The organism is Amycolatopsis sp. lyj-109 (genome assembly GCF_046548995.1).
GTDB lineage: Bacteria > Actinomycetota > Actinomycetes > Mycobacteriales > Pseudonocardiaceae > Amycolatopsis.
Window position 1 is genome coordinate 178,675 of sequence record NZ_JAJPWR010000007.1, and the last position, 15,666, is coordinate 194,340.

Below are 15,666 nucleotides of genomic sequence, written 5' to 3' on the forward strand. Positions count from 1 at the left end.
CGACCCCGCTCGGGGGCCCCATCCGGCTGTGACCAGCGTCGCCGCGGTTTCCGTAACGATTCAGTCGTGCGCTGTCACCGAGGTCGCGGCGCGGAAGACGTCCGCCACCATGGCGTGGGTCACGCGGTGCGTCTGGACATTGCGCGGCGAGACGTGGTAGCAGCCGAAAAGGCGCAGGTCGCCCAGCTCCACGACGGTCCCGTGGCCGAACGCCGGACGCGGCTGGGGCACCGGCCGGCCCGCCGCGGCCAGCACGGGCAGTAACGCCTGCCAGCCGAACGCGCCGAGCACGACGATCGCCCGCAGTGTCGGACGTAACAGTGCCAGCTCCTCCGCGAGCCACGGACGGCACGTGTCCCGCTCGGCCGGCGTCGGCTTGTTCTCCGGCGGCGCGCACCGCACCGGCGAGACGAGGCGGGTGCCGTACAGCTCGAGGCCGTCGCCGATCGCCGTCGACGTCGGCTGCGAAGCGAGCCCGACCTCGTGCAGGACGCGGAACAGGAAATCACCCGAAGGGTCGCCGGTGAACATCCGGCCGGTGCGGTTGGCTCCGTGCGCCGAGGGCGCCAGGCCGACGACCGCGAGCGACGCGTCCGGCGGCCCGAAGCCCGGCACCGGGCGCGCCCAGTACTCCTCACCGCGGAACGCCGCCTTGGTGCCCGCGACGCCCTCGCGCCAGGCCACCAGCCGCGGGCAGGCGCGGCAGCCGGCCACCGCCGCGTCCAGTTCGGGCAGGGACCTCATCGCGGCGCCGCCCGGGACAGCCGGTCGGCGTGCCGCGTGGTCTCGGGCAGCCGGTAGCGCGGGGTCAGGGCCAGCGTGAGCCGGCACGCGTGCGCGAGGTCGATCCGGTGGCCGGCCGAGACGTACACGGGCTTGACGCCGTCTCGGGTCCGCAGCACCGCGCCGACGACCTCGCCCGCGTCGACCAGCGGCACCGACGACCCCCGGGCAGCCTCGGGAGAACCGTGCGTGCCGACGAACCGCGTCTTGCCGACGCCGAACGCGGGCCGCCCGGTCAGCACCCCGAGGTGGCAGGCCAGGCCGAAGCGGCGCGGGTGCGCGAGGCCGTGGCCGTCGCAGACCAGGACGTCGGGCGTGCGGTCCAGCCGCTCGAGCGCGGCCAGCAGCGGCGGCAGCTCACGGAAGGCGAACAGGCCCGGCTCGTACGGAAAGGTGGCCCGCGCGCGGTGCGTCCGCTCCTCGACCACGGTGAGCCCGGCGGTTTCGAGGGTGACGACGGCCGCGACGATGCCGCCGGTGTCGTCGTAGGCGACGTCGAGGCCGGTGACCGTCGGCGGCAGCTCGGGACAGTCGTCGGTGAGGTCGACCCGGCCGCGGAGCCGGTCCTGCACGGCGAGCGCCTCCTCGACCGTCGACGGCCAGTCCTCGGTGTGCACCAGGTCACCCTGCCACAGACGCCCGGGTCAACCACTAGGTTGGGTCCATGGCGGACACCACCCCCGAAGAGACTGCCGAGACGAAGACTCCGGAGACTCCGGAGTCTTCGGAGATCCCGGCCGAGCCGACCGACGACATCGTCACCACCCAGCACACGCTGACCGTGAAGCGGAAGAAGCTCGCGTACACGGCGAAAGCGGGCCGGATCGTCCTCCGCAAGGAGACCGTCAAGGACGGCAAGTCCGAGGGCGTCAAGGCGAAGGCCGAGGTGTTCATCACCTCCTACACCCTCGATGACGCCGACCCGGGGTCGCGGCCGGTGACGTTCGCCTTCAACGGCGGGCCCGGCTCGTCGAGCATCTGGCTGCACATGGGCCTGCTGGGCCCGCGGCGGGTGCTCTCGGGCGACGTCGACGACCTGGTGCCGCCGCCGTACGGGCTGGCCGACAACCCCGAGACGCTGCTGGTGCACAGCGACCTCGTGTTCATCGACCCGGTGTCGACCGGCTACTCGCGCGCGTCCGAAGGCGGCGAGACGAAGGACTTCCACGGCTTCAAGGGCGACATCGAGTCGGTCGGCGAGATCATCCGGCTGTGGGTGTCCCGCCACCAGCGCTGGCTGTCGCCGAAATTCCTGGCCGGCGAGTCGTACGGCACGCTGCGCGCCGCCGGGCTGGCCGCGCACCTGCAGGACCGGCACGGGCTCTACCTGAACGGCCTGCTGCTGATCTCGTCGGTGCTCGATCTGGGCACCCTGCGGTTCACGGAGGGCAACGACCTCCCGTACTCGCTGTACGTGCCGACGTACGCGGCGATCGCGCACTACCACGGCCTGCACGGCGAGCGCCCGCTCGACGACGTCCTCGCCGACGCCGAGGACTTCGCGGCGAAGGACCTGCCGTGGGCGCTGTCCCGCGGCGCCCGGCTGTCCACTCAGGACCGGACGGAGGCGGTGGCCACGCTGGCGTCGCTGACCGGGCTCGCCGAGTCCTATGTGGACCGGGTGAACCTGCGGATCGAGCACGTCCGGTTCTTCACGGAGCTGCTGCGCGACCGCGGCCTGACGGTCGGCCGCATGGACGGCCGCTTCACGACGTGGGAGCCGGACGGCGGCCGCGAGCACATGAGCGACGACCCGTCGATCTCCCGCGTGGTCGGCGCGTACGCGGCGGCGTTCAACCACTACGTGCGGGCGGAGCTCGGGTACGCCAACGACCTGCCGTACGAGCTGATCAGCGAGGACACGTTCAAGGCGTGGTCCTATTCGGACTTCGAGGGCCGCTCGGTGTCGGTGGTGGACTCGCTGAGCGCGGCGATGCGCGCGAACCCGCACCTGAAGGTGCACGTGGCATTCGGCCACTACGACGGCGCAACGGCGTACTACGCGGCCGAGCACGTGCTGGCTCACTTGCAGATCCCCGAGGAACTGCGCGAGAACATCGACTCGGCGTACTACCCGGCGGGCCACATGATGTACGTCCACGAGCCGACGCGGGTGCAGCAATCGAAGGACCTGGCGAAGTTCGTCAAGAGGGCCTCGAACCGCTGAGTTCCACCGGTCCCCGGAGATCCTGCTCCGGGGACCGGTGAGACCCGTCAGCCGATCATGCGGCGAACACCGGCGCGCGGCCGGTCCCGCCGAGCAGCACGCTTTCGGCGCCGGTCGAACCGTGCGGGTCGTCGGTCCAGTAGACCGCGCCGGCGACCACGTACCCCACCGGTCCGCCGAACGAGCTGCGCAGGACGTAGAGCTTGCGGTCACCGAGTTCGCAGTTCAGCAGGTCGCGCAGGCCCGCGAACTCGGCGGGGCCGCCCAACGACACTTCCAGCGGGTGGTAGCTCTCGGCCACCGCGAGCACCGAGACGTTCTTGAACAGCACGTCGACGACCGAGTCGTACTTCAGGTACTCGCCGTCGTGATAGCCACTCCGGCCGCTGCGAAGCAGCAGTTGTGCGTGGCCGCTCTCGTACTTCGCCAGGTGGAACTTCCGGTTCAGCACGAGAGGCAGCTGTCCGGGCACGGTCTGCACGGCTGCACTTCCTCTCTGTCCGTTGGGCGCGCTACCCACCGTACGGGTTCGGGGTGCGCACGCCGCCCTGGTAGAACTCGACCTTGTCCAGGACGCCGGCGTACTTGTACGTCGTGAGCTCCCACTGGGTCGGGTTGGCGGTTCCGCGCATGTCGGCCAGGTAGGCCTGGTGGAGGATCTCCGCCGGGGTCTCCCCTTCCAGCCCGTCCAGCGCGAACGAGACCTTGATGTCCGTGTCCCCGAGCTTCAGCAGGTCGGCCGAGATCTGCACCTGTTCCCGCCAGTCCAGATCGGACAGCAGGTTGCGGCCGCCGAGCTTGGCCGTCAGGTCCTCCAGCCCGTGGTAGCGGGACCCCAGGACGATGTGGTCGCCGAGCTGGCGGCCCGCGACCTCCTGCGCGGCTTCGGCGAGCTGGGCGTCCTGGCCGACCAGCCGCTCGCCCGTGGCGGCCTCGTTCACCGCTGTGGCCAGCTTGCTCGCTTCGGCGGCCACCGAAAGGGCCTCCGCCCCCTCTTCGGCGAGACCGAGCAGTCCCTCGAACCCTTCGAGCGCCGCGGCCTCCCCGGGCGGTCCGATGAAGGTGTGGGCGGCCATCGCGGCGGCCGGATCGGGCAGCGGGTTGAAGTTGGGGTCCCACAGGTTGTTCGGGTCCAGGCACCGGTTGACGAGGTCGTTGTCGCCCTCGTTCAGCCGGCGGCACGCCTGCTGCATGGCCCCGAAGATGCGTTCGCGGTCGGCGTCCGTGCCCGTCACCAGCAGGATGCAATCGGCGGTGCTGAGCAGCACGACGCCCTGCTGTTTCCGGTTCTGGCACGCCGTGGTGCGGTCGTCGATGATCTTCTGGCGTTCGGCGTTCGCCTTGGTGACGACGGTCTGCCACGCCTGCCGGGCAGCCTCGTCGGCGGCGTGGGCGTCGAGGCCCGCCTGCACGGCAGCGTCGAACGCGGTGCGGGCCGAGGTGGCCGCCTGGTCGGCGTACCCGGCCGCGATGTCCGCCGAGTGCTGGGCGGACAACGCCGAGCGTGACGCCCGGTCCGCCGAAGCGACGGCCGAAGCGGCGGCCTGGGCGGCCGTGTCGGCCGACTGCTTGGCCTGTACGGCAGAGGCGGCCGCACGGGCCGCCGCGTCCTGGGCCTGATTGGCGTAACCGGCCGCCTGGCTGGCCGCGGCCGCGGCCTGGTTGGCGTAGTCCGCGGCCTGCTGGGCCGCGTTGCGAGCCCTCGCAGCCGCGGCCTGTGCGTCGTCGGCGTTGTGCGTCGCGTCGGCGGCCGCACGCGAAGCCTGCGCGAGCAGGCTGTCGATCGCCGCGTAGTGCGCCGCGCTGTTCTGATCCCGGCGGGCGGCCGTGTACTGGCCGACGGTCAGGAACCGGTGCAGCAGCTGGGGTGGTCCGTCCAGCGCGGCCTGCGCCGCGGCGGCCAGCTCTCGCGAGCCCGACGACTGCGCGGCGGACATGATCTGGTTCGCCGCGACGTGGTCGTCGATCTCGGCAGCGGAATACCGGCCCGTCTCGAGGAACTGCCGCAGTGGCTGGTCACCGCCGGCGTCGAGGGCTTTCTGCCCGTTGGCGACGACCGTGAGGTGCCCGTCCGCGCGCGCCGCGGCCATGACCTGGTCGACCAGGATCCGGTCGTCCTGCTCGCGTCCCGGATACTCGCGGCTGCGCAGGAAGTCGCGGACTCCGGTGTCCGGCCCGGCCAGCACCGAGGCCGCCGCGTCCTTGAAGGCCGAAGTTCCGGCCGCCGCCAGATCTCCGAGGATCACGCGGTCGTCCTGCCCGGCCGCGGCGAGCAAGCCACCGGTGGCGAACGAAACGGCCTCGTCGTCGGATCCGGCAAGGGCCGACCCGGCCGCCGCCCTGGTCCACGGTCCGCCGGTGACGCTGAGGGTCAGGGCGATCTTGCGCGCATCGGTCAGCACTGTCGCCCGTGCCGTGCCGGACGCGGTGGCCTCGGCGAGCAGCCGGGTGATTTCGGCGTCCCAGGTGGCCGCCTGGTCCAGATCCCACCGCGGGGTCACGGGCAGCTGGGCTGCGGCGGCGAGGGCGTCCCTGGCTGCGTCGTCCTCCTGCTGCGCGGCCAGGGCGATCCGGTCCGCGTCCGCCTGACGTGCCGCGGCGGCGATCTGGGCTGCCTGGTGGGTGGCGTTGACCGCGGTAGTAGCGGCGGCGGTCGCGGCATTCGCGTGGTTGGTGGCCTGCTGCGCTGCATCGGCGGCTTGGCCGGCGTGCGCGGCGGCGTCCTCGGCGGCGGCCGCGGCGTTCGTCGCGTCCGTTCCCGCTGCCCGGGCGGCCGCGGCGGCCTGGCCGGCCTGGTCAGCCGCCTGGTTCGCCCAGGCGCGGCTGGCACCGGCCGCGGCGACGGCACGGGCAGCCTGCGCGCGAGCACGAGCGGCGGCGGCCTTGGCCTCCCGCGCGTCCGCGCCCGCCGCGGCGGCAGCGTCGGCCGCCTCGGTCGCGGCATTGGCGGCGTTGACCGACTGGTTGGCGGCGTCGTTGGCGGCATTGCCCGCCAGACCGGCCTGCTGAGAGGCCGTCCTGGCCCAGTCCGCGGCGTTGGCCGCGGTGGACGCGGCATTGGCGGCGTCCCGGGCCACCTGCGCCGCGAACTTCGCGTCGCCGGCCTTCTTCTGATCACCGACCGCGAGAGCCGCGGCGTCATAGGCGTTGGACGCCGCTCGTCCCGCTGCGGCGGCTGCGGCGGCAGCGCGCGACGCCGCGGCTGCCGCGGTGTTCGCCGCCGAGGACGCCGCATTGGCCGCACCGATCGCTTCCTGCGCCGTCGCGGCCGCTTGGCGGGCCGCGAAGGCGGCACGGGAGGCGGCGTCGGTGGCTTGCTGGGAGTGCCCCTGCGCCGCGGCAGCCGCGTCCTTCGCGGCCTGTGCCGCGGTCTGGGCCGCCGCGGCCTCGGTGACCGCGCGATCGGAGGCGTCCTGTGCCGCCTTCGTCTCGGTCGCCGCCGTCGAGGCCGCATTGCTCGCCGTCGCGGCGAGCTGGGCGACGTCCGTCGTCTCGGCGTCCCGGGCCTGTGCGACCGGGAGGTCGGCATCCAGGAAGCGGTTGTAGGCGTCGACCGTCCCGTCGTCGAGCGCCTGTTGCGCGACGGCTTGGACCTCGGGGCCACCGGCAGCCATTGCCTGATTGACCCGCAGCCGCTGGTCCGTGGCGAAGGGGCCGCGCCACCCGGCCTGCAGGAACGCCGACAAGGCGTCGTCGGTGCCGGCGTCCAGAGCCTTCTGTGCCGCCTGGCGCAGCTGCGGCCCGCCCGCGGCCATGACCTGATCGACCCGGACCCGCAGGTCACTGGTGTAGGGCGCCTGCCAGCCCGACTGCAGGAACCTGACGAGCGCGTCGTCGTCCCCGGCGTCCAACGCCTGCTGCGCCGCGCTCCTCGTCGCCGGTCCACCGGCCGCCATGAGCTGGTTGACGTGCACGTCCCGGTCGATCGCGGCGTCGCGCTGGCGCAGCGTGGTGAGGAAGGTGGTGACGTCGGCGTCGGAACCGGCGAGTGCCGCGGCCGCGTCGGCCCGGGTGACCGGACCGCCGTACTTCCACAGGACCTCGACCTGGGCCCGGTCCGGCGGCGGCGCGGCGGCCGCGGCGGCCACCGGGACGGTGACCGAACCCGCGGTCACGGCGACCACGGCGGTCGTGATCAGGGCAGCACGAAATCGTCTCAGCGCGGTGCGCACGTTGAAAGTCCCCCTCGAGCGGAATGTCCGAAGAACCGGGTCCCCGACCGCATTTCTCCGAGGTGAAGATTTCCCGATCCCGCCCGTTTCTGTCAACGGCCGGACGGGTCACGATCACGCTCTCACCACCGGAAACGCCGATATCCGGCACACCCCGACAAATCGGGACGAATGCCGATCAGGAACGCGAACCGGCCCGCTCTCCTACCGGAGACCGACCGTTTTCCAGCGGAAAACCACTTCAGGCGCCGAAGCTTCGGGGCGACCAGTCGACGTCGGTCTGCACCGGCAGCGGATCGCCGTAGTGGCCGGGCGGCAAGGGACGGCGGCTTCGGACGTAGGCCACCAGCTCCGTCGCCACCACCAGTGCCGCGTACGCGACCAGCCAACCTCCGTACCCCGCCGGCAGCCGGTTTCCGAGGGCGACGTCCAGGATCGGCGGGACCGCCGCCAAAGCCGGTGCCGCCGCGTGGACGTTCTCCGCGAGCAGTGCCCGGTACACCGCCAGCGACGGCTCGTCCACCGCGAGCACCGGCGCCCGCAGGAATCCGGCCAGGACGCAGCCGCTGCACAACGCGCTCAGGAGCAGCAGACCCAGCCAGCTCGCGGCGTAGGTCCGCGCCGGAGTGGCGAAGAACAGGACGAGGGCCAGCGCGGCGCCGCCGCCGTAGGCCAGCGCCGCGGAGGCGACGAACCAGCCGCCGGGTCGTTCGTGCGTCGCACCGGGCCACCGACGGGTCTGCTTCGCGAGCGCGCGCTGCCGGGACCGGGCGCTCAGCCAGATGGCGAGCTGGATGGCGAAACAGGCGAAGTACGCCGGCGTGCCCACGGTCGCGCCCGGTCCGAACAGCTCGTGGTAGCCGATGGATCCGGCCGTCGCCAGTGCGCCGAACAGCAGGAGCCACGGCAGGACGCGGCCGATGGCGACGTTGCGCGTGGCCAGCAGGGCGTCGAGGAACGGCGTCGGCGCCGCGACCGGCCGCCCGCGGCTCGCCAGCCACCGCAGGCTCATGGCGCGCTCGGCTTCCGTGCTCATCGGACCTCCCGGCTCGGTACCTGTTCAGCCACGGCTTCTCCCCTGCGGGGCCGTACACGCCCGGACCACCGCGCCGATCACGAGGTCACCGTCCCGTAGTGGCCGGGCGGCAGGCTTTCGCGCCGGGCCTCCTTCGCGGCACCGACGTGGACCGCCACCACCAGGGCGAAGTACCCGGCCGCGGGCACCCACCGCGCCGGGGGCCACGGCCAGCTGGTGGACAGGTCGATCCACCCGAGGAACGTGAACAGGAACGGCACCGCGAATGCCCGGGCGTCGTAGGCCCGCAAGGCGGCGTCGACGGCGAGGGATGCCCCGTCCTCGGCGATCACCGGGGCACGCAGGGCCCGGCCGAGGACCAGCGCCACGCTCGCGGCGCCGATCGCCAGCGCGGCCGCCCAGCCCACCGGGTTGGCGGCGAACACCGCGCACAGGACCACGCCGCCGCCGAACGTCGTCGCCACCGCGGCCAGGTACCACCAGCCCACCTGCCCGGCCGCCTCCCGGACCGACGGCCGGGCGCCCGGGGGAACCAGCCGGGCGGCGGCGCGGTCGGCCTGATGCACCCGGCGCCACTGCAGCAGCGGGAAGGCGGTGCAGACCACGGCGAACACCAGGAACCGCGCGAGCACCGGGACCGCCGGGATCAAGGCGAACGCCCAGAGCAGGGAGGAAAGCACGTTGTAGGCCGGGTAGGACCGCGTGGCCAGCTCCCGGGCCCCGGCGCGCACCGCGAGCAGCGGCGTCGGCTCGTCCACCTCCACGCCGCGGCGGGCCAGCCACGCCCGCGCCCCCTGCCGCTCGGCGAGCGTCGTCCACGCTGCTTCCACCGCCATCGGACCTCCCCCTGTCCTGCCGTACACGCTCGAAGCGGGAAAAGGTTTACCGGCCGTAGCAGCCGGGCGGCAGCCGGCGGTACCGGTGGCGATGCAGCAGCCAGCCGGTCAGCTCCAGCCCGGCCACCACCGCCACGTACACCCACGCGGCCCGCTCCAGCAGGGCGGGTGGCTCCCAGCCGGCCATGAGCACCGGGGCCGTGAACAGTGCGTACCCGGTGCACGAGGTGTAGCGGTGGACGTCCTCGGCGCGCAGCACTTCGTCGACCAGCCGGGACGTCTCGTCCTCCGCGATCACCGGCGCGCGGAGCGCCTTGCCGAGCACCAGCGCCGTCGCCCCGGCGGTGACGGCCAGCGCGAACGTGTGCACCCCGGTTTCGACCGACGGCAGGTACCAGTGCCCCGCGGAGGACAGTGGCGCGGAGAGGAACGACGCCGCGCACAACACCGCTCCGCCGGCGAAGGTGACCGCCACCGCACTGAGGTACCACCAGCCCACCTGCTTGGCCGCCGCCCGCAGGGAGGGCGGGGTTCCGGTGCCCGCGAGGCGCTCGGCGAGCCGCTCGCGGGTCTGCATCCGCCGCCGGCGCAGCACGAGGACCACGGCCAGGAGCACGCCGACGAATGCTCCCTTGCCCGGCAGGTCCGTCTTGGTGACCACGGCCGCGCCGAAGGACGTCAGAACGGCGACGACGATGGCGTACTCCGGCTTTTCGCGCAGCCCGAAGCCGCGCGCGCCGATGCGCAGCGCCAGCAGCCGCGTCGGCAGCCACACCCGCACCCCGCGCCGGCCCAGCCACAGCCGGGTACTGCCCACCTCGAGCACCGTGGGCTCGCCGGGCAGGTTCGGGTCCACCGGCAGCGCCGGCTCACGAACGATCAACGGAACCTCCCCCGAGTCACGGCATACACGCGCAACGCCCCGGACAGGTTGCCTGTCCGGGGCGTTGCGTTTCGAGCGTTCCTTACTTCAGGTACTGCGAACCGAGCGTCACCGCCGCGTAGGCGTCGACCGCGCCGTGACCGTAGAAGCCGTTGAACGACGGGTCACCCTGGCAGGTGGCCGTGAACTCGGGCGTGCGGCCTTCCTTCAGGTAGTCCACCGTGCGCGGAACCGGGCAGGCGATCTTCGCCGCCGTGCCCTCGAGGACGCGCTGGACCTTGTCCGGGTCCATCCCGAACTCGCCGTGCGACTTCTTGCCGTACTGCGAGATGATCAGCGCCGCGACGCCGGTGGCGTGCGGGGTGGCCATCGACGTGCCCTGCAGCCACTGGTAGTAGCCGACCCGGCCGTCGGCCGCCGTGGCCTTCTTGACGCCCGCCGTGACGCCGTCCGGCGTGACGTTGCCGTCCGCGTCGATGTTGCCCTCGGCGATGCCCACGTTCTTCGGGTACGTCGAAAGGATTTCGTTCTCCACCGTGCGGTACCACGGCGTGCCGAAGCCGTCGCGGTAGAAGCCGCCCGGGCCCGAGACCGAGATCTGCTCGAGGCCGTAGTTCGAGTAGTCCGCCTTCTTCTGGGACGGCCCGAACGAGCCCACGCCGATCGTGTGGTTGCCCTCGACCGGCAGGTTCAGGCAGGAACTGTTGTCCACCGTGCGCGGGTGCGTGCTGTTCGCCGGGTAGTCCGGGCTCGTGGTGTCCGGCAGCGGCGCGCCCAGGTCGGTGTGCTGGTTGCCCAGCGCGACCACCATCGTGACGCCCTTGCGGTGCGCGTAGTTCAGCGCGCGCTGCGTCGCCTCGATGATCGTGCGCTGCTCGGCCTGCTCGGCGGCCGAATCCGCCGGGTTCGCCGTGCAGTTGTACAGCCACGGGTCCGTGTAGAACGACATGTTGACCACGTCGATGCCGGCGTCGCCGGCGTAGGTCAGCGCGTCGACCGTCGGCTGCAGGAAGAAGAAGCCCGAGTCCTGGCCGGCGCGGATGTTCACCAGCGTCACGTTCGGTGCGACACCGGAGACGCCGAAGCCGTTGGCCGCGGCGGCGATGGTGCCGGCGACGTGCGTGCCGTGGCCGCCGTCGTCGTGGTTGGCCGGGTCGACACAGCCGCGGAACTCGCACGGACCGTCGACTTCGGCGCCGTTGACGTCGGTCGGGATGTCGCGGGTGAAGTTGCGCGAGTCGGCCAGGTCGAAGTTCGGCGCGATGTCCGGGTGCGAGCCGTCGATGCCGGTGTCGATGACGCCGACCTTGACCTGCTTGCTGCCCGCCTGCTTGGTGCGCGAGAGGTCCGAGCGGACGGACTTGAGGCCCCAGAGCTGGTCGTCCAGCGGGTCCATCCCGACGGCCTTGGTGGCGGCTGTGCTCTTTTTCGAAGCGCCGCCACGGCCTTCCTTCTCGACGCCGGCGTCACCCTTGGCCTTCTTGCCCGTCTTCGGCACCGAGCCGATGGACTGGGCCTTGGCGGCGCCGAACACGGCGCGGTTCGTCGTGACGCGCTCGCTGAACCCGGTCGCCGGCGCGCTGGCCCTGATCAGGCCGACCGCGGTGTTGGTCTCCAGGACCGTGCCACCCGCGGCCTTGATCGCCTGCTGAGCAGTGCCGATGCTCTGGACGTCCTTGGCGAGCACGGTGAACTCGGTCGCCGGGCCGGACAGCGCGGGCTGCGCCGACGCGACCGGCACCGCGACCGCGGAAACCGCGCCGAACAGCGGCACGGCCAGCACCGCGGCCAGAAGCCTGGATCTCTTCACGTTTCTCCTCCTCAGAAAGCGGTTCCTGCACCGTATAGACCGGACAATGCGTGTACAACGGCCAAACGTACGTTATGGAACAACCGACTTCTGCTCCGCGAAGTGACAAGCTGACAAGTGCCCGTCCGTCCTGGGCACCAGCTCCGGCACCTCCGTCGCGCACCGGTCCTGGGCCTTCCAGCACCGCGTGCGGAACCGGCACCCGGACGGGGGATCCAGGGGACTCGGCACGTCCCCGGTCAGCCGGATCACCTGGCGGCGCCCGCGCACGGCCGGGTCCGCCACCGGCACCGCGGACAGCAGCGCCTGGGTGTACGGGTGGGACGGTCGTTCGTAGATCTCCTCGTCGGTGCCGAGCTCGACGATCTTTCCGAGGTACTTCACCGCGACGCGGTTCGACAGGTGCCGCACCACCGAAAGGTCGTGCGCGATGAAGACGTAGGACAGGCCGAACTCGCTCTGCAGGTCGCCGAGCAGGTTCATCACCTGCGCCTGGATCGAGACGTCCAATGCGGACACCGGCTCGTCGCAGATGATCACCTTCGGCCGCAGCGCGAGCGCCCGCGCGATCCCGATGCGCTGGCGCTGACCGCCGGAGAACTGGTGCGGATAGCGGTTGAGGTGCTCCGGGTTGAGCCCGACCACCTCCAGCAGCTCCCGCACCTTACCGGCCCGCGAGCCCTTCGGGGCGACATCGGAGTGGATCTCGAACGGCTCGCCGACGATGTCGCCGACGGTCATCCGCGGGTTGAGCGAGGTGTACGGGTCCTGCAGCACGATCTGGATTTCGCGCCGCAGTTTCCGCAGCTCGGCTCCTCGCATGGCGAAGATGTCGCGGCCCTCGAACTTCGCGGTGCCGCCGGTCGGCTCCTCCAGGCGCATCAGGACCTGGGCGAGCGTCGACTTCCCGCAGCCGGACTCGCCGACGACGCCGAGCGTCTCGCCCGGCATCAGGTCGAACGAGACGCCGTCGACGGCCTTGACCTGGCCGATCGTGCGCTTGAACAGGATGCCGGTGCGGACCGGGAAGTACTTCTTGAGGTCCTGAACGGACAGGATGGGGTCAGGCACGGGAGCTCACCACCTCTTCGGCGAAGTGGCACGCGCTGGTCCGGCCGAAGCCGATCGCGTGCTGCGGCGGAACCTCTTCCGAACAGCGAGCTTCGGCCCGCTTGCACCGCGGGTGGAACGGGCAGCCCGGCGGGATGTTCAGCAGGCTGGGCGGCAGGCCCTTGATGGTCTCCAGGGTCTGTCCTTTGAGGTCGAGCCGGGGCAGGGAGTCCATCAGCGCGGCGGTGTACGGGTGGGCCGGCGCGCGGAACAGCTCGACGGCGTCGGCCTGCTCGACGATCCGGCCCGCGTACATCACCGCGATCCGGTCGGCGACCTCGGCGACCACCCCGAGGTCGTGGGTGATCAGGACCAGGCCCATCTTGCGTTCGGCCTGGATCTCCTCCAGCAGGTCCATGATCTGGGCCTGCACGGTGACGTCGAGGGCGGTGGTCGGCTCGTCGGCGATGAGCAGGTCCGGGTCGAGGGCCAGCGACATCGCGATCATCGCGCGCTGGCGCATCCCGCCGGAGAACTGGTGCGGGTAGTCCTTGATCCGGTGTTCCGCGGCCGGGATGCGGACGATGTCGAGCAGTTCGATCGCGCGCTTCCGGGCGTCCTTCTTGGACATGCCGAGCCGGACGCGCAGCTGTTCCTCGATCTGGAAGCCCACCGTGAACACCGGGTTCAGCGCGGACAGCGCGTCCTGGAAGATCATCGCGATCTCGCTGCCGCGCACCTCGCGCCGGCGGTCCTCGGACGCGGTCAGCAGGTCCTCGCCGCGCCAGCGCACCGCGCCGGCGGTGATCACGCCGGGTGGCGTGTCGAGGATCCCCATCACCGTCTGGGCGGTGACGCTCTTGCCGGAGCCGGACTCGCCGAGGACGGCCAGCGTTTCGCCCGCGTGCACCGAATAGCCGACGCCGTTGAGCACGTTGGCCACGCCGTCGGACGTCCGGAACTCGACGTGCAGGTCCTCGACCTCGAGCAGCAGTTCGTTGTCGGACAAAGGATCTACCTCGACTTCGGATCGAGCGCGTCGCGGATGCCGTCGCCCAGCATCACGAAGGCCAGCACGGTCAGGGTGACGAAGGCACCGGGGAACAGCAGCATGTGCGGGTCGTTCCGGAAGTAGTCCCGCGAGTCGGCGATCAGCACGCCCCACGAGATCACCGGCGCGCGCACGCCGATGCCGAGGTAGGCCAGCGTCGCCTCGGCGCCGATGAACGCGCCGAGCGCGATGGTGGCGTACACCAGCACCGGCGCGATCGTGTTCGGCAGCAGGTGCCGGAAGATGATCCGCGGGGTGCTCGCGCCGAGGCCACGCGCGGCCTTGACGTAGTCGAGCTGCTTGGCCACCAGCGTCGCCGAGCGCATGATCCGCATGCCCACCGGCCAGCTCAGCGCCGCGATGGAGCAGACCACCTGGACGATGATCGTCACCGCGCCGGGATTGGAGCCGGGTGCGTTGAACGTCGTCAGGATGACGATCGCGCCGAGCACGAACGGCAGGCCGGCGAAGATGTCGCCGAAGCGCGACAGCAGGCTGTCGACGAGCCGGCCGTAGTAGCCGGCGACGATGCCGATGATCGAGCCGAGCAGCACGGTCACCAGCGTCGAGAAGACGCCGACCAGCAGCGACGCGCGGGTGCCGTAGATCGTGCGGGCGTAGACGTCCTGGCCCTGGTTGTCGTAGCCGAACCAGGCGTCCGCGGACGGGCCCTCGTTCGCGTGCGTCAGGTCGCTGAAGCCCGCCTCACGCGAGCTGAACAGCCCGGGCGCGATCGCGATCAGCACGATGAACAGGATGATCACCGCCGAGGCGATCACCGCGGGCTTGCGCCGCAGCTGGCGCCAGGCGTCGCTCCACAGGCTGCGGGGTCTCTGCGGGCCGGTGGCGGAGTCGTCCACACGGGACAGTTCCGCCGCGTCGGCCCCGCCGCCGCCCACCAGGTTCGGGTCAGTCATAGCGGATCCTCGGGTCGAGAACGGCGTAGAGCAGGTCGACGACCAGGCTCATCAGCAGGTACACCACCACCAGCAGGACGACCACGCCGACGACCGTCGCGCTCTCCCGGTTCTGGATGCCGCGGAAGATCAGCCCACCCAGGCCGTTGATGTTGAACACGCCTTCGGTGACGATCGCGCCGCCCATCAGGGCACCGAGGTCGGTGCCGAGGAACGTCAGCACCGGGATCACCGAGTTGCGCAGCAGGTGGACGAGCACGACCCGGCTCTGCGGCTGGCCCTTCGCGATCGCCGTCCGGACGTAGTCGGCGCGGCGGTTCTCGGCGATGCTCGTCCGCGCCAGCCGGGCGACGTACGCCATGGACAGGCTGCCGAGCGCGATGCCCGGCACGATGAGCTCGCCGATGCTCGGGTCGTCCGACACGCTCGCCTCGATCCAGCCGAGGCCGTTGGCGCCCAAGGCGAGCTGCAGCACGATCGCGGTGACGAACACCGGCAGCGAGATCAGGAACGTCGTCGAAACCAGCACGAGGTTGTCGAGGAAACCCTTGCCGCGCAGGCCGGTCAGCACGCCGGCCGTGAGCCCGATGACCGCTTCGATGATCACGGCGATCACGGCCAGGCGCAGGGTGATCGGATAGGACGTCGCGATCAGCTCGCCGACGGACGTGCCGTTGAAGGTTTCGCCCCAGTCGCCGGTGAACAGGCTGCCGAGGTACTTGACGTACTGGACGAAGATGTTGTCGTCCAGGTGGAACTTCTCGGTCATCAGGGCGACGTAGGCCGGCGGGCAGGCGGCCTGGCCGCACTTGCCGGAGAACGGGTCGCCGGGCACGGCCCAGACCAGGACGTAGATGAGGAACGTGGTGCCGAAGAACACCGGGATCAGCTGCAGCAGCCGTCGCAGGACATAGCGGGTCATCAAGTGTTCCTAGTGCGCGCCGGCCCTCGTGAGTGGTAA

General features: G+C 71.5%; 13 protein-coding genes. 1 reads left to right on the forward strand and 12 read right to left on the reverse strand.

Annotated features, from left to right (window positions below):
• Positions 1–60: 60 nt before the first annotated feature.
• Complete coding sequence (locus ACLJQF_RS17715; protein WP_410609962.1) at positions 61–744, reverse strand: uracil-DNA glycosylase; 684 nt, start codon at positions 742–744, stop codon at positions 61–63.
• Positions 741–1,400, reverse strand: coding sequence for an endonuclease V (locus ACLJQF_RS17720; RefSeq protein ID WP_410609964.1), 660 nt, complete (start codon positions 1,398–1,400; stop codon positions 741–743). Before ACLJQF_RS17720 ends, ACLJQF_RS17715 begins: the two co-directional genes overlap by 4 nt.
• A gap of 47 nt (positions 1,401–1,447) precedes the next feature.
• Between ACLJQF_RS17720 and ACLJQF_RS17725 the strand changes: the two genes are divergently transcribed.
• Positions 1,448–2,950, forward strand: coding sequence for a S10 family peptidase (locus ACLJQF_RS17725; protein WP_410609965.1), 1,503 nt, complete (start codon positions 1,448–1,450; stop codon positions 2,948–2,950).
• Positions 2,951–3,005: 55 nt separating this feature from the next.
• On the opposite strand, the gene ACLJQF_RS17730 is transcribed toward ACLJQF_RS17725, so the two are convergent.
• From ACLJQF_RS17730 to ACLJQF_RS17775, 10 genes are all read right to left on the reverse strand, one after another.
• Positions 3,006–3,431 carry a hypothetical protein gene (locus ACLJQF_RS17730; RefSeq protein WP_410609967.1) on the reverse strand — a complete coding sequence of 142 codons (426 nt, stop codon included), beginning with the start codon at positions 3,429–3,431 and terminating at the stop codon, positions 3,006–3,008.
• A gap of 31 nt (positions 3,432–3,462) precedes the next feature.
• On the reverse strand, positions 3,463–7,122 hold the full coding sequence (locus tag ACLJQF_RS17735) for an ALF repeat-containing protein (RefSeq protein WP_410609968.1): 3,660 nt from the start codon (positions 7,120–7,122) through the stop codon (positions 3,463–3,465).
• A gap of 241 nt (positions 7,123–7,363) precedes the next feature.
• The gene (locus ACLJQF_RS17740; protein ID WP_410609969.1) at positions 7,364–8,158 is read right to left on the reverse strand and encodes a hypothetical protein; all 795 of its coding nucleotides are present in this window, start codon (positions 8,156–8,158) and stop codon (positions 7,364–7,366) included.
• Positions 8,159–8,235: 77 nt separating this feature from the next.
• Positions 8,236–8,994 (reverse strand): hypothetical protein, encoded by a 759-nt coding sequence (locus tag ACLJQF_RS17745; RefSeq protein WP_410609971.1) that lies wholly within the window; start codon positions 8,992–8,994, stop codon positions 8,236–8,238.
• A gap of 46 nt (positions 8,995–9,040) precedes the next feature.
• Positions 9,041–9,877 (reverse strand): hypothetical protein, encoded by an 837-nt coding sequence (locus tag ACLJQF_RS17750; protein ID WP_410609972.1) that lies wholly within the window; start codon positions 9,875–9,877, stop codon positions 9,041–9,043.
• 82 nt (positions 9,878–9,959) lie between these two features.
• On the reverse strand, positions 9,960–11,687 hold the full coding sequence (locus ACLJQF_RS17755) for a S8 family serine peptidase (RefSeq protein WP_410609974.1): 1,728 nt from the start codon (positions 11,685–11,687) through the stop codon (positions 9,960–9,962).
• Positions 11,688–11,759: 72 nt separating this feature from the next.
• Entirely contained in the window at positions 11,760–12,758 is a 999-nt protein-coding gene (locus ACLJQF_RS17760; RefSeq protein WP_410609975.1) for an ABC transporter ATP-binding protein, read from the reverse strand.
• Positions 12,751–13,746, reverse strand: a complete 996-nt coding sequence (locus ACLJQF_RS17765) for an ABC transporter ATP-binding protein (protein ID WP_410609977.1) — start codon at positions 13,744–13,746, stop codon at positions 12,751–12,753. The genes ACLJQF_RS17760 and ACLJQF_RS17765 overlap by 8 nt, the downstream gene beginning before the upstream one ends.
• Positions 13,747–13,751: 5 nt before the next feature.
• Positions 13,752–14,705 carry an ABC transporter permease gene (locus ACLJQF_RS17770; protein WP_410609979.1) on the reverse strand — a complete coding sequence of 318 codons (954 nt, stop codon included), beginning with the start codon at positions 14,703–14,705 and terminating at the stop codon, positions 13,752–13,754.
• A complete protein-coding gene (locus ACLJQF_RS17775; protein WP_410609980.1) occupies positions 14,698–15,627 on the reverse strand; it encodes an ABC transporter permease in 930 nt (309 codons plus the stop codon). Before ACLJQF_RS17775 ends, ACLJQF_RS17770 begins: the two co-directional genes overlap by 8 nt.
• Between the last annotated feature and the right edge of the window lie 39 nt (positions 15,628–15,666).